Source organism: Streptomyces sp. NBC_01003, from assembly GCF_045162695.1.
Classification (GTDB): domain Bacteria; phylum Actinomycetota; class Actinomycetes; order Streptomycetales; family Streptomycetaceae; genus Streptomyces.
In genome coordinates this window covers 3,263,885-3,280,083 of the sequence record NZ_CP108707.1, presented here as the reverse complement: position 1 = coordinate 3,280,083, position 16,199 = coordinate 3,263,885, and the positions used below count along the sequence as shown (strand labels likewise).

Sequence of the window (16,199 nt, the reverse complement as noted above, 5' to 3'; positions counted from 1 at the left end):
GACGTGACAGACCTGAAGGCCGAACTCCTCGAGGTCGCCCTGGAGGCCGCCGCCCGCGCCGGGACCTTCCTGCGCGACGGACGCCCCGCCGACCTCGGCGTCGCCGCCACCAAGACCAGCGTCGTGGACGTCGTCACGGAGATGGACATCGCCTCCGAGAAGCTGATCACGGGCTTCCTCGCCGAGCGCCGGCCGGACGACGGCGTCCTGGGCGAGGAGGGCGCGAGCACCGAGGGCAGCAGCGGGATCACCTGGGTGATCGACCCCATCGACGGAACGGTCAACTACCTGTACGGGCGCCCCGAATGGTCGGTCTCCATCGCCGCGCGCCAGGGCGACGAGACCCTCGTCGGGGTCGTCGCTGCGCCCCTGCGCGGAGAGACCTACCGCGCGGTCCTCGGCCAGGGCGCGTACGTGAACGACCGCCCGGCACACGCGCGCGTGGCGCCCCCCTTCGAGCAGGCGCTGGTCGGCACGGGATTCGGCTACCTCGCCGCCCGCCGGGCCCACCAGGCCGATGTCGTACGGGAGTTGGTGCCTCATGTGCGCGACATCCGGCGTGGCGGTTCGGCCGCCATCGACCTCTGCGACGTCGCCGTCGGACGCCTCGACGCGTACTACGAGCGCGGCTTGAACCCCTGGGACCTCGCGGCCGGCGACCTCATCGCGCGGGAGGCGGGCGCGCTCACCGGTGGCCGTCCGGGCGAAGTGCCGTCCGGCGAGCTGACGATCGCGGCGCCGCCCGGACTCTTCGAGCAGCTCCAGAACCGCCTCGAGGAGCTCGGGGCCTGGCACGACTGAAGGGCGTCCCCAGCCCGCTGAGCACAGAGAAGGGCCCCGGTGCCTGCCTGGATCGACCAGGCGCCGGGGCCCTTCCGTGCTGCGTCAGACGGGCGAGACGCCGAGCTCCACGCCGTGTTCGGCGGCGAGCCGGTGCAGGTCGTCCAGCTCGTCCTGCTCGATCTCGACGAGGAATTCGTCGCCCGTCTCGCGAGCCCGGCTCAGATCGGACTCGGTCGCCTTGATGCGCTGCAGAAGTCCTGCGGTGAATGCGTCCATGGTTGCGCCCCCTCGTCCTGGGTCGTGGGTCAGTGGCACGGGGGTGTGCCCTCGGAAGGGGCGATCACGTCTCAAACCGCCCTGCGGAAAGCGGGTCGTGGCACGCCACATACAAAGCGTGATCGCGGGTGTAAATCCGTCCTCCCCGCGCTCACTTCCGCAGAAACCTCGACCGGCGAGAAAATCCGCATGCCCGGGGCGCCACACCGCCTTACAGCCGGTTTATGGCCGAAAGGGGCAGGATGGAGGCCACACTCCACGACCCGGACCTGCTCACAGGTGCTCAGAACCTGCCCGCAGGTCACACAGGAAGGACAGCGACGTGCGCGTACTCGTCGTCGAGGACGAGCAGCTGCTCGCCGATGCGGTGGCCACCGGACTGCGCCGGGAGGCCATGGCCGTCGACGTCGTGTACGACGGCGCGGCCGCCCTCGAGCGCATCGGCGTGAACGACTACGACGTGGTCGTCCTCGACCGGGACCTCCCGCTCGTGCACGGCGACGACGTCTGCCGCAAGATCGTCGAACTCGGCATGCCGACCCGCGTCCTGATGCTGACCGCCTCCGGCGACGTCAGCGACCGCGTCGAGGGCCTCGAGATCGGTGCCGACGACTACCTGCCCAAGCCGTTCGCGTTCAGCGAGCTGACGGCCCGTGTGCGGGCGCTCGGACGCCGTACGAGCGTGCCGCTGCCGCCCGTCCTCGAGCGCGCGGGCATCAAGCTCGACCCGAACCGTCGTGAGGTCCTGCGCGACGGCAAGGAGATCCAGCTCGCGCCCAAGGAGTTCGCCGTCCTCGAGGTGCTGCTGCGCAGCGAGGGCGCCGTCGTCTCGGCCGAGCAGCTCCTGGAGAAGGCCTGGGACGAGAACACGGACCCCTTCACGAACGTCGTACGGGTCACCGTCATGACCCTGCGCCGCAAGCTCGGAGAGCCCGCTGTCATCGTGACCGTGCCCGGCTCCGGATACCGGATCTGATCCCCTGTGGCCTCGTCACCCGCGCCACCGGCCGCGCCTCCGAAACCCACGTGGGACCCCAGAAAAGCCGAGCCGCCCTACCCGTGGCTGCGCCCCACCATCCGTATACGCCTCACCCTGCTGTACGGCGGCATGTTCCTGATCGCCGGCATTGTGCTGCTGTCGATCATCTATCTGCTCGCCGCGCAGGCCCTGAACGTCGGCAGTGACCTGCCGTTCACCGTCACGAACGGTTCGGTGAGCAGCGGGACCTGCCGCAACTTCTCGGGCCTGCCCGACCACCCCACGACGGGCCAGCTCAACTCCGCGCTGAACGAGTGCGTCAACGAGATGCGTCAGCACGCACTCGACAATCTCCTCAGCCGCTCGCTCCTCGCCCTGCTCGGCCTCGCCGTGATCGCGTTCGCCTTCGGGTACGCGATGGCGGGCCGCGTCCTGTCCCCGCTGGGCCGCATCACGCGCACCGCGCGCCGGGTGGCCGGCACGGACCTGTCGCGGCGCATCGAGCTGGACGGCCCGGACGACGAGCTGAAAGAGCTGTCCGACACCTTCGACGACATGCTCGACCGCCTGGAGAGAGCCTTCACCGCGCAGCAGCGGTTCGTCGGCAACGCGTCGCACGAGCTGCGCACGCCGCTCGCGATCAACCGCACACTGCTCGAGGTCCACCTCTCCGACCCCGGAGCGCCGGTGGAGCTCCAGCAGCTCGGCAAGACGCTCCTGGCGACGAACGAGCGCAGCGAGCAGCTCGTCGAGGGCCTGCTCCTGCTCGCCCGCAGCGACAACCAGATCGTGGAGCGCAAGCCGGTCGACCTCGCCGAGGTCGCCTCGCAGGCCATCGACCAGACCCGCTCGGAGGCCGACGCGAAGGGCGTCGAGATCCGCGGCGAGCGCAAGGAGGCCGTCGTCCAGGGCAATGGCGTGCTCCTGGAGCGCATCGCCCTGAACCTCGTCCAGAACGCCGTCCGGTACAACGTCCCGGAGGGCGGCTGGGTCGAGGTCACCACCGAGGCCCAGCACGGTCAGGCGGTCCTCGTGGTGTCCAACACGGGGCCCGTGGTGCCCGCGTACGAGATCGACAACCTCTTCGAGCCGTTCCGGCGGCTGCGCACCGAGCGCACCGGGAGCGACAAGGGAGTGGGGCTCGGTCTGTCGATCGCCCGCTCGGTGGCGCGCGCTCATGGGGGCCGTATCATCGCGGAGCCGCGTGAAGGGGGTGGGCTCGTCATGCGGGTCACCCTGCCGATCTGAGGCCTCCGAGACGCGTGTCACCCGCCGATTCGAGCCTTCCGAGATGCGGCTCGGCGACCGATCTGAGATGCTTCCGCCGACGTGCCGGGCGAGTTCGCTTTTAGCGGAATTTTCGGGACCTGATCCCGGAGAGACCGTGTGTGATCGATCACAAGGGCGAATTTCCGGCCATCTACTCTCCGTGATCGTGAAAGCCCCCGGAAAGCCGGGAAAATCCGGGTTTTCAGGGGTCCGGATCACGGGAAGTACACGGGGTGGCGCCCGTGAGGTGCCACCTTCGGACCGTGTACGGTCCCGATCGCCATCCAACCCGATCACTCATGAGGGATCCGGTTGGGTGTCGATTGAGTAACAGACCTTGATGTGAGGCAAAATCTCCGCCTCAGGTCGGGCACAAAGTCCGGCCTCCCGCGCGTTGTGCGCTGGAGACACCGCATACACCCAGAGGGGGAGAGCGACACATGGCAACGGATTACGACACCCCACGCAAGACCGACGATGACGTCAACGAGGACAGCATCGAGGAGCTCAAGGCTCGGCGGAACGACAAGTCGACCTCGTCGGTCGACGTCGACGAGTTCGAGGCCGCCGAAGGCCTGGAGCTCCCCGGCGCCGACCTCTCGAACGAGGAGCTGGCCGTCCGGGTCCTGCCCAAGCAGCAGGACGAGTTCACCTGCATGAGCTGCTTCCTGGTGCACCACAGGAGCCAGCTGGCCAGGGAGAAGAACGGCCAGCCGATCTGCCGCGACTGCGACTGAGGCAGGGTCGGCCGTGACTGGCTCGACCCCGCCCTGGAAGCGCCGCTCCCGGAAGGACCGGGAAGCGGACGGTGGCCCGTCCGACGACGGCGTGCGTGACGACGAGCGAGGCTCTTCCCCCACTGGAGCAGCCTCGCTCGAGGACGCGGACGACCAAGAAGTGACGGGCGACCTCGCGGCGGCGGGATACAGCGACCTTCCCGTCGTGCCCACCGCGGGTGACCAAGCGCCGAGCGGCGGCCGTGTGCAGGTCGCCAGGCGCCGTGTGGCCGCCGTCAGAGACGGCGTCCGCAAGAGCGGCACCGCCGCCAAAGCAGGACTCGGCTACCTCGCCGACCGGATCATCGAGAACGCGCCGCGTGTGCCGGTGCGCGATCTGGCGACCCTGCGCAGACAGTTCCCCGGCCTGAGCGCCGAACAGCTCGCGGACAAACTCGTCGCGGGCGCGGCCAACGCCACCTCCACCGTGGGTGCGGGGATCGGCGCCGCCGCGATGATGCCCGTACCGCCCGCGATGCCCGCGGAGCTTGCGGCCGAGATCACCGGCGTCGCCGCCATCGAGATGAAGCTCGTCGCCGAGCTGCACGAGGTCTACGGCGTGCGCCCGCCCGGCGCCCTCAAGGACCGCAGCGCCGCCTATCTGGCCTCGTGGACCGAGGAGCGCGGCATCGAGGTGACGAAGCCCGCGACGATCAACGCGGCGCTCGGCGGCCAGATGAAGCGCGAGCTGCGCCAGCAGATCATGAAGCGCATGGTGCGCAACCTGCCGAACCTGATGCCGTTCATGGTCGGCGCCGCGGTCGGGGCGGTCATGAACCGCCGCGACACCAAGAAGCTCGCGGAGCGGATCCGCAAGGACCTGCGCAAGATCCAGGTCCCCTGGGACGCCCTCCCGGAGCTGCCGCCCCTGGAGCGCCCCAGCGACCCGCACCCGCTGATCCCGGGTGACGCGTCCAATCCCAAGGAGCTCGGAAGCTGACCGGCGCTACTTGCCGAGCGCCTTGGCCAGCCCCTTCGGGTCCCGCGTCGACAGGTACAGGTACGGGGTCGGGTCCTGCGGGTCGGTGACGTCCACGCGCAGGGCCGTCGGCACATAGCTGCGCAGCAGCATGAAGGCGCGCGGGTCGGCCTTGTGCGTGCGCCAGGCGCGCGCCCCCTCGGCGTCCAGGATCTCCGCGTCACCCAGCGCCGACAGCGGGATCTTCGCGTCCCCGGCGACCAGCGAGTCCGCCACGACACGGATGCGTACGGAGCCGTACGAACTCGTCACCACCGCCGCCGCGGCCGTCCCGCCGACGAGCCCTCCGAGCAGCGGCAGCGTGCCGAACGGCAGCAGGACCAGGGCGCAGGCGACGCCGAGCAGGAGTGAGACGAGCCACCACGAGCGGGGGGCGGTGAGGCGTTCTTCGAACGGTGCGGTGGAGAGCTCCATGCAGCCAAGCTTGGCACGGTGCGCTTTCTCCCAGGACGCGCGGGTAAGGTCTGCGCCTGTGAGTGGTACTTCTGCAGCTCTGACGCCCCCCGCCGACGCCATAGCGCCCGTGCGGCACCCCGATGCCCCCGCACCCGGCGAGCTCCTCGGCGCGCACTACGGACACTGTTTCGGCTGCGGCGACGAACAGTCGCACGGGCTGCACCTGGCGGCGCGCGCGCAGGACGGCGTCCGCGTCACCGCCGAGTTCACGGTGCGCCCCGCGCACCAGGGCGCGCCCGGCCTCGCGCACGGCGGAGTCCTGGCCACCGCCCTCGACGAGACGCTCGGCTCGCTGAACTGGCTGCTGCGTGTCATCGCGGTGACCGGCCGGCTCGAGACGGACTTCGTGCGGCCCGTGCCCGTGGACACCGTGCTGTACCTGGACGCCGAGGTCACCGCCGTCGCCGGCCGCAAGATCTACTCGACCGCCACCGGCCGGATCGGCGGCCCCGACGGGCCCGTCGCGGTCCGCGCCGAGGCCCTCTTCATCGAGGTGAAGGTCGACCACTTCATCGACAACGGACGCCCGGAGGAGATCCAGGCGGCCATGAGCGACCCGGACCAGGTCCGGCGCACCCGTGCCTTCGAGGTGAACCCGTGACCCGAGCCCCTCTCGACGTGCTGATCAGGCGTGTCGACCCCGACGTACCGCTGCCGTCGTACGAGCACCCCGGTGACGCGGGCGCGGATCTGCGGACCACCGAGGCGTGCGAGCTCGCGCCGGGCGAGCGGGCCGTACTCCCCACGGGGGTGTCGATCGCACTGCCCGAGGGGTACGCCGCCTTCGTGCACCCGAGATCCGGCCTCGCCGCCCGCTGCGGTGTCGCCCTGGTGAATGCCCCAGGGACGGTGGATGCCGGGTACCGTGGAGAGATCAAGGTGATCGTGGTGAATCTCGACCCGCGCGACAGCGTGCGGTTCGAGCGCTTCGACCGGATTGCCCAACTGGTCGTCCAGCAGGTCGAGAAGGTGCGCTTCCAGGAGGTGGCGGAACTTCCCGACTCGGCGCGGGCCGAGGGGGGCTTCGGGTCCACCGGTGGTCATGCCGCCGTGGGGCCGGGCCCGGGTGGGCATCAGGGTGGGAATCGATACGCATCGGTCGTATCCGACCGGGAAGGACAGTGACGTGTTCGGACGTCGCAAGAAGAACGGCGCCGCCGATGACGCGGCGGGCGAGGCCGAGCAGGTCGTCGACGGCGTAGCCGGCGACAGCGACGCGGACGAGGACGAGCCCCAGCGCGTGCGGCTCGAGCCCGAGCCGCGTCCCGACGGCCCCTGGGACGCCTCCGAGGTCCGTGAGCCCGGCGAGGGCCGCGTGGACCTGGGCGGACTCTTCGTACCCGGAGTCGAGGGCATGGAGCTGCGGGTCGAGGTCGCGGGTGACGCGATCGTCGCGGCCACCGTGGTCCTCCAGGACAGCGCCGTGCAGCTCCAGGGCTTCGCCGCCCCCAAGAAGGAGGGCATCTGGGGCGAGGTCCGTGAGGAGATCGCCTCGGGCATCACTCAGCAGGGTGGCGTGATCGACGAGGTCGAGGGTCCGCTCGGCTGGGAGCTGCGGGCCCAGGTGCCGGTGCAGTTGCCGGACGGCACGGGCGGCTTCCAGGTCGTCCGGTTCATCGGCGTCGACGGCCCCCGCTGGTTCCTGCGCGGAGTGATCTCCGGGCAGGGCGCGGTGCAGCCGCAGGCCGCCGGGCTTCTCGAGCAGATCTTCCGGGACACCGTCGTGGTCCGCGGTGAGGGCCCGATGGCTCCGCGCGACCCGATCGTCCTGAAGCTGCCGGACGACGCGCAGATGGTCGCCGAGGGCGTGCAGCAGGAGCCGCAGGAAGGCTCCCGGTTCGCCGGCGGCATGGGGCAGCTGGCGCGCGGCCCCGAGATCACCGAGGTGCGCTGAGCCGCACCTGTACGGCCATCGATGGGCCGCACACTCCATGGGAGTGTGCGGCCCATCGGCGTTGCGCGGCGGGGCAGTTGAAGGTTTCTGCGAACGCGCCGCGCGTCCTGCCGGCCGACGAGCCGACCGGCGAGCTCGACACGGCGAGCGGGGAGGGCGTGTTCACGGCCCTGCGGCGCGCCGACGAGGAGCTGGGGCGACCGTTCTCGTCGTCCCCGGCGACCCGCTCGTGTCCGGCCAGGTGCGCCGCACGGTCCGCATCCGCGACGGCCGCACGTCGACGGAGACGCTGCGCGAACGGGGGGAGGGCGAGGGGTTCACGGTTCTGGACCGGGCGGGCCGGCTCCAGCTGCCGCACGACTACGTGGAGCGGTACGGGCTCCGCGGTCGGGTTCGGCCCACGGGTGAGGCGGGCCACGTGGACGTGTGGCCGGATCGCGACGACGGGACCGACAGCTGAACTGCGGCTCTTTCTTCACCTCTTGACGGAAGGCTGGTCCGTACCTAGGGTCTCCGGCCAACACCCGTGTTCATAAAGGTACTTCACGTTCACATAGAAGAACGGATGGCCCCCCACATGCCGAACACACAGGCCCCCGCCCGCCACCGGCGCAGACGACGCACCGCCCTCCTCGCCACCCTCGCGACGACCACCACCGCTCTCGTCGCCACCCTCCTCGCCTGGCCCGGCGCCGACCGCGCCGACGCCGCGCCCGCCACCTTCACCCACCCCGGCGTCACCGTCTCCAAGGGGCAGCTGGACTTCGCCCGCGACAAGGTCAACGCCGGCGCCCAGCCCTGGAAGGGCGCGTACGACCAGATGCTGGCGAGCAAGTACGCCTCCCTCACGCGCACCGCCAAGCCCCGCGCCACCGTCGAGTGCGGCTCGTACTCCAACCCCAACTACGGCTGCACCGACGAGCGCGAGGACGCGATAGCCGCGTACACCGACGCGCTGGCCTGGTACATCACGCGTGACGACCGCTACGCGAAGAAGGCCATCGAGCTGATGGACGCCTGGTCGGCCACCATCAAGGAGCACACCAACAGCAACGCGCCCCTCCAGACCGGCTGGGCCGGCTCCTCCTGGCCCAAGGCCGCCGAGATCATCAAGTACACGTACACCGGCGGCTGGGCGAACGAGGGCCGTTTCGGGACGATGCTGCGCGACGTCTACCTCCCCAAGGTCATCAACGGCTCGAACTCCAACGGCAACTGGGAGCTGTCGATGATGGAGGCCGCCGTCGGCATCTCCGTCTTCCTGGAGGACAAGACGTCGTACGACAAGGCCATGGCCAAGTTCCGTACGCGCACGGCCGCCTACGTCTACCTCGCCTCCGACGGCGACCTGCCGAAGACCGTGCCGAGCCAGAACCTCGACACCAAGGCCAAGATCGTCAGCTACTGGCAGGGGCAGTCCACCTTCGTCACCGGCCTCACCCAGGAGACCTGCCGCGACTTCGTGCACACCGGATACGGCATCTCCGCCATCTCCCACATCGCCGAGACCAGCCGCATCCAGGGCCAGGACCTGTACGGCACCGACGTCGGGCAGCGCCTCCAGCAGGCTCTCGGCTTCCAGGCCAAGTACGAGCTCGGCGAGGCGCCGCCGAGCTGGCTGTGCGGCGGGTCCGTCAAGCGCGGGCTCGGCCCCGTCACCGAGGTCGGCTACAACGCGATGCACACCCGCCTCGGCAACGCCATGACGAACACCCAGAAGCTCACCGAGCAGAACCGCCCGGCGGGCTCCAACAACCTGTTCGTCGCCTGGGAGACCCTGACCCACGCCGAGAACCCCAACTGATCCCGGCCATTGCCCGGCCGGGCGCCGCGTGACCATACTGGCGCCCGGCCGGGGAACGCACGGGGGAGCGCACATGAGCGAGAGCACGGAAGCGGGGGCCGCCGTCCTCGACCGGGACGGTGCCGGCCCCATGGTCGTCATCGAGGACCTGCACCGCTCCTACGGCACCGGGGCCGCGGCCGTGCACGCCCTGCGCGGCGTGTCCTTCGAGGTGCCGCGCGGTGAACTCGTCGCCCTCAAGGGCCGCTCGGGATCCGGCAAGACGACCCTCCTCAACCTTGTCGGAGGGCTCGACGAACCCGACGGCGGCCGCATCACCGTCGACGGCCAGGACCTCTCCGGGCTCGGCGAGGACGGGCTCCTGGAACTGCGCAGGGACCGCATCGGCTTCATCTTCCAGTCCTTCGGCCTGATCCCCATCCTGTCCGCCGCCGAGAACGTCGGGGTGCCGATGCGGCTGCGCAAGGCCGACCCCCGCGAACGCGAGGAACGCGTCGAGCTGCTCCTCGCCCTCGTCGGGCTCGCCGACCACGCCAAGCAGCGCCCCGGCGAACTGTCCGGCGGCCAGCAGCAGCGCGTCGCGATCGCCCGCGCCCTGGCCAACCGGCCCGCCCTCCTCATCGCCGACGAACCCACCGGCCAGCTCGACGCCGAGACCGGCCTCGCCGTCATGCAGCTGCTGCGCGCCGTCGTCCGCAGCGAACACGTCACCGCGCTCGTCGCCACCCACGACGCGGCGCTGCTCGACCTCGCCGACCGGGTGCTCGAACTCCGCGACGGCGAGATCACGGAGATCACCGCAGTGCGGGGGCGCTGACCAACACGCCGCCCGGTGCGGCGAGGCTCGCATCAGAGTTGCGTCAAAGACGCACGTCCGCGGCCCCCTCACCCCATTTGCCGCAATTGGTGGCCGTAGGGTCGACGCTGCGTACAACACGTGAAGCGGGAAGACAATGGGGCCATGGGACGCGGCAAGCTTCGGATCTACCTCGGTGCGGCACCGGGCGTCGGCAAGACCTACGCGATGCTCTCCGAGGGCCACCGCCGTATCGAGCGGGGCACGGACTGCGCCGTGGGCTTCGTCGAGCACCACGGCAGGCCCCGTACGGAGGTGATGCTCCACGGCCTCGAACAGATCTCCCGCAAGGAGCTCACCTACCGCGGCGCCGCCTTCACCGAGATGGACGTCGACGCCGTACTGGCCCGCCGCCCCGACGTCGCCCTGGTGGACGAACTCGCCCACACGAACGTGCCCGGTTCGCGCAACGCCAAGCGCTGGCAGGACGTCGAGGAACTCCTCGCGGCCGGCATCGACGTCGTGTCCACCGTCAACATCCAGCACCTGGAGTCACTCGGCGACGTCGTCGAGTCGATCACCGGCGTGCGCCAGCGCGAGACCGTCCCCGATGAGGTCGTGCGCCGCGCCGACCAGATCGAACTGGTCGACATGTCGCCGGAAGCGCTGCGGCGCCGCATGGCCCACGGCAACATCTACAAGCCCGACCGGATCGACGCGTCCCTCTCCAACTACTTCCGCCCCGGCAACCTCACCGCCCTGCGCGAACTGGCCCTCCTGTGGGTGGCCGACCGCGTCGACGAATACCTCCAGCAGTACCGCGGCGAACACAACATCCGCTCCACCTGGCAGGCCCGCGAGCGCATCGTCGTCGGCCTGACCGGTGGACCCGAGGGCCGCACGCTGGTCAGGCGCGCGGCGCGGATGGCCGCCAAGGGCTCAGGCAGCGAGATCCTCGCCGTCTACATCGCCCGCAGCGACGGCCTCACCGCCGCGTCCCCGAAGGAACTCGCCCTCCAGCGCACCCTCGTCGAGGACCTGGGCGGCACCTTCCACCACGTCATAGGGGACGACATACCGGCCGCGCTCCTCGAGTTCGCGCGCGGTGTCAATGCGACCCAGATCGTCCTCGGCTCCTCGCGCCGCAAGACATGGCAGTACATCTTCGGACCCGGCGTCGGCATGACCGTCGCCCGGGAGTCGGGCCCCGACCTCGATGTGCACATCGTCACGCACGAGGCAGTGGCCAAGGGCCGCGGCCTGCCCGTCGCACGCGGCGCCCGCCTCGGCCGCTCCCGGATCATCTGGGGCTGGCTCGTCGGCGTCGGCGGGCCCGCCCTGCTGGCCCTCGCGCTCACCCATGTCGCCACCGATCTCGGCCTCGCCAACGACATGCTCCTCTTCCTGTCCGTGACAGTGGCCGCCGCGCTCGTCGGCGGCCTCCTGCCGGCCCTGGCCTCGGCCGCCGTCGGCTCGCTCCTCCTGAACTACTACTTCACGCCGCCCCTGCACCTGTTCACCGTCGCCGACCCCAAGAACATCGTCGCCATCGTGATCTTCGTAGGGGTCGCGGTGTCGGTCGCCTCCGTCGTCGACCTGGCGGCAAGGCGCACCCATCAGGCCGCCAGGCTCCGGGCCGAGTCCGAGATCCTCTCCTTCCTCGCCGGCAGCGTCCTGCGCGGCGAGAACAGCCTCGACGCGCTGCTCGACCGGGTCCGCGAGACCTTCGCCATGGACTCCGTGGCCCTCCTCGAGCGCGCGAACGACGTGGAGCCGTGGACCTGCGCCGCCAGCGTCGGCCCGCACCCTCAGGAACGGCCCGAGGACGCGGACGTCGACATGCCGGTCGGCGACCACATGGCGCTCGCCCTGTCCGGCCGCGTGCTGCCCGCCGAGGACCGCCGCGTCCTCGCGGCCTTCGCGGCCCAGGCCGCCGTCGTGCTCGACCGCCAGCGCCTCCAGTCCGAGGCGGACCAGGCCCGCACCCTCGCCGAGGGCAACCGCATCCGCACCGCCCTGCTCGCCGCCGTCAGCCACGACCTGCGGACCCCGCTCGCCGGCATCAAGGCCGCCGTCTCCTCGCTGCGCTCCGACGACGTCGCCTGGTCCGAGGAGGACCAGGCGGAACTCCTCGCCGGCATCGAGGAGGGCGCCGACCGCCTCGACCACCTCGTCGGCAACCTCCTCGACATGTCCCGCCTCCAGACCGGCACCGTCACCCCGCTGATGCGCGAGATCGATCTCGATGAGGTGGTCCCGATGGCGCTGGTGGGCGTTCCCGACGGCAGCGTCGACCTCGACATTCCGGAGAGCCTGCCCATGGTCACCGTCGACAAGGGACTCCTGGAGCGCGCCGTCGCCAATATCGTCGAGAACGCGGTCAAGTACAGCCCCGAGGACGAGGCGGTCCTCGTGGCCGCCAGCACGCTCGGCGACCGCGTAGAGGTCCGCGTCGTGGACCGCGGGCCGGGCGTCCCCGACACCGCGAAGGACCGGATCTTCGCCCCGTTCCAGCGCTACGGTGACGCACCGCGCGGCGCCGGTGTGGGCCTCGGCCTCGCCGTCGCGCGCGGCTTCGTCGAGGCGATGAACGGCACGCTCACGGCGGAGGACACCCCCGGCGGAGGCCTGACCATGGTCCTCACGCTCACTGCCGCGCCCGGCCACCCGCCGGCCGGCCCCACCAGCTCAGCCATTGCTCAGAGAGGCAGGTACGCATGACCCGGGTGCTCGTGGTCGACGACGAGCCGCAGATCGTGCGCGCCCTCGTCATCAACCTGAAGGCGCGCAAGTACGAGGTGGAGGCCGCGGCCGACGGCGCGGGCGCGCTCCAGCTCGCCGCCGCGTTCCACCCCGACGTGGTCGTGCTCGACCTGGGCCTGCCCGACATGGACGGTGTCGAGGTGATCAGGGGCCTGCGCGGCTGGACCCGCGTACCGATCCTGGTGCTGTCCGCCCGGCACTCCTCCGACGAGAAGGTCGAGGCGCTCGACGCGGGCGCCGACGACTACGTCACCAAGCCGTTCGGCATGGACGAGCTCCTGGCCCGGCTGCGCGCCGCGGTCCGCCGGGCCGAGCCCACCGGCGGCGGCGAGGACGAGGGCATCGTCGAGACCGACGACTTCACCGTCGACCTGACCGCGAAGAAGGTCAACCGCGACGGCCGCGACGTGCGCCTGACCCCCACCGAGTGGCACCTCCTGGAGGTCCTGGTCCGCAACACGGGCCGCCTCGTCAGCCAGAAGCAGCTCCTCCAGGAGGTCTGGGGCCCCTCCTACGGCACCGAGACGAACTATCTGCGCGTCTACATGGCCCAGCTCCGCCGCAAACTGGAGTCCGACCCCTCCCACCCGCGGCACTTCATCACCGAGCCCGGCATGGGGTATCGCTTCGAGCGCTGACCCGCTCATCCGTTGTCCCTGCCCCCCGGTACGCTTGATTTATGAGTGCTGTCCCTCGTTCCGATACGCCGTCCGAGAAGCCGGCAGGCCGCTTCCGGCGCATGCTCGACCGGCTGTCCTCCTCCCAGGAGGACCTGGAGTCGGAAGAGCTGCGCGAGGACTCGCAGACCACGGGCTGTACCCGCATCGGTGACTGCCAGGACCGGCAGATAGTCACCGTTACTGGTACGTTGCGCACGGTCACCCTCCGACCACGCGCCGGAGTCCCGGCCCTGGAGGCGGAGCTGTTCGACGGCTCCGCGGCTCTGGACGTCGTATGGCTCGGCCGCCGGTCCATCGTCGGCATCGAACCGGGCCGCAAGCTGATCGCTTCCGGACGGGTTTCGATGAGCCGGGGCCGTAGGGTGCTCTTCAACCCGAAGTACGAACTCAGACCGCTCGGACGGGAGTAGCCGGTGACGTCCCTCGACAAGCCGACCGCGGATCAGGACGCCGACTCGAAGGCGGTGACCGAGGCCGCCCTCTTCGAGGCCTTCGGCGGCGTGCGGGGCATGGTGGAGACGGTCGTTCCCGGCCTCCTCTTCGTGACCATCTTCACGATCAACAAGGACCTGCACATGTCGGCCATCGCGGCCCTCGCGATGTCCCTGGTCCTGGTCGTGGTCCGCCTGGTCATGAAGGACACCGTCAAGCACGCCTTCAGCGGCGTCTTCGGCGTGGCCTTCGGCGTCGTCTTCGCGATGATGACGGGCAACGCCAAGGACTTCTACCTGCCCGGCATGCTCTACACGCTGGGCCTGGCCGTCGCCTACATCGTGACCACGCTGTGCGGGGTGCCGCTGATCGGCCTGATCCTCGGGCCGGTCTTCAAGGAGAACCTCTCCTGGCGCACGCGCAACCCCGGCCGCAAGAAGGCCTACGCGAAGGCCAGTTGGGCCTGGGGCCTGATTCTGCTCGCCAAGTGCGCGATCCTCTTCCCGATGTACTGGTGGGCCGACACCACGAAGTTCGGCTGGGTCCTGATCGCCCTGAAGATCCCCCCGTTCCTGCTCGCCGTCTGGCTGACCTGGGTCTTCCTGGCGAAGGCGCCCGCGCCCATCGACGTGTTCGCGGAGATGGAGGCGGAGGAGAAGGCCGAGAAGGAAGCGGAGGCTGCCCGCAAGGAGGCGGGGGCTGCGCGGCATCGCAAGGCTTGAGGTTCGTTGGCGTCTGCGGGCCGGTGGGGGCTGGTCGCGCAGTTCCCCGCGCCCCTAAAGCAAGAGGGGCCCCGGGGTTTCGACTCCGGGGCCCCTCTTCGTACCTACGGAAGAACCCTCAGCCCGCGACGTCCTCGCGGCGGACCGACAGCAGGTCCTCGAGCTGTTCCTCGCGAGCCTGGGCCGCCACGAACAGGAGCTCGTCGCCCGCCTCCAGGGAGTCGTCCTGGGACGGGGCCAGGACGCGGGTCCCGCGGATGATCGTCACCAGGGACGTGTCCTCGGGCCACTGGACGTCGCCCACGCGCGTGCCGGCGAGGGCCGACTCGGGCGGCAGCGTCAGCTCCACCAGGTTCGCGTCGCCGTGGCTGAAGCGCAGCAGGCGGACCAGATCGCCCACGCTCACCGCCTCCTCGACGAGCGCGGACATCAGGCGCGGCGTGGAGACCGCGACATCGACGCCCCACGACTCGTTGAAGAGCCACTCGTTCTTCGGGTTGTTCACACGGGCGACGACCCGCGGGACCCCGTACTCGGTCTTCGCGAGCAGCGAGACGACGAGGTTGACCTTGTCGTCGCCGGTGGCCGCGATGACCACGTTGCAGCGCTGGAGCGCCGCCTCGTCCAGGGACGTGATCTCGCAGGCGTCGGCGAGCAGCCACTCCGCCTGCGGGACGCGCTCGACCGAGATGGCCGTCGGCGCCTTGTCGATGAGAAGGACCTCGTGCCCGTTCTCCAGGAGCTCACCGGCGATGGAACGGCCCACCGCGCCCGCTCCGGCAATGGCGACCCTCATCAGTGACCGCCCTCCTCTTCAGGACCCTCGGCGAACGCCGCTTCGACCTTCTCGACGTCGTCGGTGCGCATCATCACGTGCACCAGGTCGCCCTCCTGCAGCACCGTCTGCGACGTGGGCAGGATCGCCTCGCCGAGCCGGGTGACGAACGCGACCCGGACGCCGGTCTCCTCCTGGAGCCGGCTGATCTTGTGTCCCACCCATGCCACCGAGGCGTGCACCTCGGCGAGCTGGACGCCCCCGGTGGGGTCGCGCCACAGCGGCTCGGCGCCCGACGGCAGGAGCCTGCGCAGCATCTGGTCCGCGGTCCACCGCACGGTCGCGACGGTCGGGATGCCCAGGCGCTGGTAGACCTCGGCGCGACGCGGGTCGTAGATACGGGCCGCGACGTTCTCGATGCCGAACATCTCGCGGGCCACGCGGGCGGCGATGATGTTCGAGTTGTCGCCGCTGGAGACCGCGGCGAACGCGCCGGCTTCCTCGATCCCCGCCTCGCGCAGGGTGTCCTGGTCGAAGCCGACCCCGGTGACGCGGCGGCCGCCGAAGCCGGAACCCAGGCGGCGGAAGGCCGTGGGGTCCCGGTCGATGACCGCGACCGTGTGCCCCTGTTGCTCAAGGGTCTGGGCCAGGGCGGAACCCACCCGGCCGCACCCCATGATGACGATGTGCACCGGCCGCTACCCCGCACTCCTGGTCGCCCCGATGACCTGCGAAAACATCTCGCTCACTCTTCTCTCTCAGTCTGCCGGGCAACTAGAGGCAATCGCGTGCCGCGTTGCCAGGAGACGAGCTTA

General features: G+C 70.5%; 19 protein-coding genes. 15 read left to right on the top strand and 4 right to left on the bottom strand.

The window, feature by feature from the left end; translation table 11 throughout:
• Positions 1-3 precede the first annotated feature (3 nt).
• The gene (locus OG698_RS15065) at positions 4-801 is read left to right on the top strand and encodes an inositol monophosphatase family protein (RefSeq protein WP_406103498.1); all 798 of its coding nucleotides are present in this window, start codon (positions 4-6) and stop codon (positions 799-801) included.
• 84 nt (positions 802-885) lie between these two features.
• On the opposite strand, the gene OG698_RS15060 is transcribed toward OG698_RS15065, so the two are convergent.
• A complete protein-coding gene (locus OG698_RS15060) occupies positions 886-1,059 on the bottom strand; it encodes a hypothetical protein (RefSeq protein WP_399967289.1) in 174 nt (57 codons plus the stop codon).
• Between the two features lie 322 nt (positions 1,060-1,381).
• Here OG698_RS15060 and OG698_RS15055 point away from each other — a divergent pair, with 322 nt between their 5' ends.
• The 4 genes from OG698_RS15055 (at position 1,382) to OG698_RS15040 (ending at position 5,023) form a co-directional block, all read left to right on the top strand.
• Positions 1,382-2,035, top strand: coding sequence for a response regulator transcription factor (locus tag OG698_RS15055; RefSeq protein WP_100591163.1), 654 nt, complete (start codon positions 1,382-1,384; stop codon positions 2,033-2,035).
• A 6-nt stretch (positions 2,036-2,041) separates the two neighbouring features.
• Positions 2,042-3,286, top strand: a complete 1,245-nt coding sequence (locus OG698_RS15050) for a sensor histidine kinase (RefSeq protein WP_406103497.1) — start codon at positions 2,042-2,044, stop codon at positions 3,284-3,286.
• 461 nt (positions 3,287-3,747) lie between these two features.
• Complete coding sequence (locus OG698_RS15045; protein ID WP_030357326.1) at positions 3,748-4,044, top strand: DUF4193 domain-containing protein; 297 nt, start codon at positions 3,748-3,750, stop codon at positions 4,042-4,044.
• A gap of 13 nt (positions 4,045-4,057) precedes the next feature.
• The gene (locus OG698_RS15040) at positions 4,058-5,023 is read left to right on the top strand and encodes a hypothetical protein (protein ID WP_406103496.1); all 966 of its coding nucleotides are present in this window, start codon (positions 4,058-4,060) and stop codon (positions 5,021-5,023) included.
• A gap of 6 nt (positions 5,024-5,029) precedes the next feature.
• On the opposite strand, the gene OG698_RS15035 is transcribed toward OG698_RS15040, so the two are convergent.
• Positions 5,030-5,476, bottom strand: coding sequence for a DUF3093 domain-containing protein (locus tag OG698_RS15035; RefSeq protein WP_356281593.1), 447 nt, complete (start codon positions 5,474-5,476; stop codon positions 5,030-5,032).
• Between the two features lie 58 nt (positions 5,477-5,534).
• On the opposite strand from OG698_RS15035, the gene OG698_RS15030 reads away from it, so the two are divergent.
• The 10 genes from OG698_RS15030 to OG698_RS14985 all read left to right on the top strand — a co-directional run bounded on the left by OG698_RS15030 (position 5,535) and on the right by OG698_RS14985 (position 14,609).
• Positions 5,535-6,119 (top strand): PaaI family thioesterase, encoded by a 585-nt coding sequence (locus OG698_RS15030; protein WP_383087907.1) that lies wholly within the window; start codon positions 5,535-5,537, stop codon positions 6,117-6,119.
• Complete coding sequence (dut, locus tag OG698_RS15025; RefSeq protein WP_100591168.1) at positions 6,116-6,643, top strand: dUTP diphosphatase; 528 nt, start codon at positions 6,116-6,118, stop codon at positions 6,641-6,643. The genes OG698_RS15030 and dut overlap by 4 nt, the downstream gene beginning before the upstream one ends.
• 1 nt (position 6,644) lies before the next feature.
• Positions 6,645-7,412 carry a DUF3710 domain-containing protein gene (locus tag OG698_RS15020; RefSeq protein WP_399967296.1) on the top strand — a complete coding sequence of 256 codons (768 nt, stop codon included), beginning with the start codon at positions 6,645-6,647 and terminating at the stop codon, positions 7,410-7,412.
• A gap of 229 nt (positions 7,413-7,641) precedes the next feature.
• On the top strand, positions 7,642-7,872 hold the full coding sequence (locus OG698_RS15015; protein WP_406103495.1) for a hypothetical protein: 231 nt from the start codon (positions 7,642-7,644) through the stop codon (positions 7,870-7,872).
• Between the two features lie 117 nt (positions 7,873-7,989).
• On the top strand, positions 7,990-9,216 hold the full coding sequence (locus OG698_RS15010) for an alginate lyase family protein (protein ID WP_406103494.1): 1,227 nt from the start codon (positions 7,990-7,992) through the stop codon (positions 9,214-9,216).
• A gap of 73 nt (positions 9,217-9,289) precedes the next feature.
• Positions 9,290-10,033, top strand: a complete 744-nt coding sequence (locus OG698_RS15005) for an ABC transporter ATP-binding protein (RefSeq protein ID WP_406103493.1) — start codon at positions 9,290-9,292, stop codon at positions 10,031-10,033.
• A gap of 144 nt (positions 10,034-10,177) precedes the next feature.
• Positions 10,178-12,733, top strand: a complete 2,556-nt coding sequence (locus OG698_RS15000) for an ATP-binding protein (protein WP_406103492.1) — start codon at positions 10,178-10,180, stop codon at positions 12,731-12,733.
• Positions 12,730-13,413 (top strand): response regulator, encoded by a 684-nt coding sequence (locus OG698_RS14995; protein ID WP_406103491.1) that lies wholly within the window; start codon positions 12,730-12,732, stop codon positions 13,411-13,413. The genes OG698_RS15000 and OG698_RS14995 overlap by 4 nt, the downstream gene beginning before the upstream one ends.
• Positions 13,414-13,454: 41 nt before the next feature.
• Positions 13,455-13,865 (top strand): OB-fold nucleic acid binding domain-containing protein, encoded by a 411-nt coding sequence (locus tag OG698_RS14990; RefSeq protein WP_100591174.1) that lies wholly within the window; start codon positions 13,455-13,457, stop codon positions 13,863-13,865.
• Between the two features lie 3 nt (positions 13,866-13,868).
• The gene (locus OG698_RS14985; RefSeq protein ID WP_406103490.1) at positions 13,869-14,609 is read left to right on the top strand and encodes a DUF3159 domain-containing protein; all 741 of its coding nucleotides are present in this window, start codon (positions 13,869-13,871) and stop codon (positions 14,607-14,609) included.
• A 118-nt stretch (positions 14,610-14,727) separates the two neighbouring features.
• Here OG698_RS14985 and OG698_RS14980 read toward each other — a convergent pair whose 3' ends face one another.
• Positions 14,728-15,405 (bottom strand): TrkA family potassium uptake protein, encoded by a 678-nt coding sequence (locus OG698_RS14980; protein ID WP_100591176.1) that lies wholly within the window; start codon positions 15,403-15,405, stop codon positions 14,728-14,730.
• Positions 15,405-16,076, bottom strand: a complete 672-nt coding sequence (locus OG698_RS14975) for a potassium channel family protein (protein WP_406103489.1) — start codon at positions 16,074-16,076, stop codon at positions 15,405-15,407. The genes OG698_RS14980 and OG698_RS14975 overlap by 1 nt, the downstream gene beginning before the upstream one ends.
• Positions 16,077-16,199 lie beyond the last annotated feature (123 nt).

Coding starts and splice junctions, on each gene's coding strand:
- OG698_RS14990 (WP_100591174.1), top strand. CDS start 13,455: ATGAGTGCTGTCCCTCGTTCCGATACGCCGTCCGAGAAGCCGGCAGGC.
- OG698_RS15035 (WP_356281593.1), bottom strand. CDS start 5,476: ATGGAGCTCTCCACCGCACCGTTCGAAGAACGCCTCACCGCCCCCCGC.
- OG698_RS15010 (WP_406103494.1), top strand. CDS start 7,990: ATGCCGAACACACAGGCCCCCGCCCGCCACCGGCGCAGACGACGCACC.
- OG698_RS14995 (WP_406103491.1), top strand. CDS start 12,730: ATGACCCGGGTGCTCGTGGTCGACGACGAGCCGCAGATCGTGCGCGCC.
- OG698_RS15000 (WP_406103492.1), top strand. CDS start 10,178: ATGGGACGCGGCAAGCTTCGGATCTACCTCGGTGCGGCACCGGGCGTC.
- OG698_RS14980 (WP_100591176.1), bottom strand. CDS start 15,405: ATGAGGGTCGCCATTGCCGGAGCGGGCGCGGTGGGCCGTTCCATCGCC.
- OG698_RS15005 (WP_406103493.1), top strand. CDS start 9,290: ATGAGCGAGAGCACGGAAGCGGGGGCCGCCGTCCTCGACCGGGACGGT.
- OG698_RS15060 (WP_399967289.1), bottom strand. CDS start 1,059: ATGGACGCATTCACCGCAGGACTTCTGCAGCGCATCAAGGCGACCGAG.
- OG698_RS15045 (WP_030357326.1), top strand. CDS start 3,748: ATGGCAACGGATTACGACACCCCACGCAAGACCGACGATGACGTCAAC.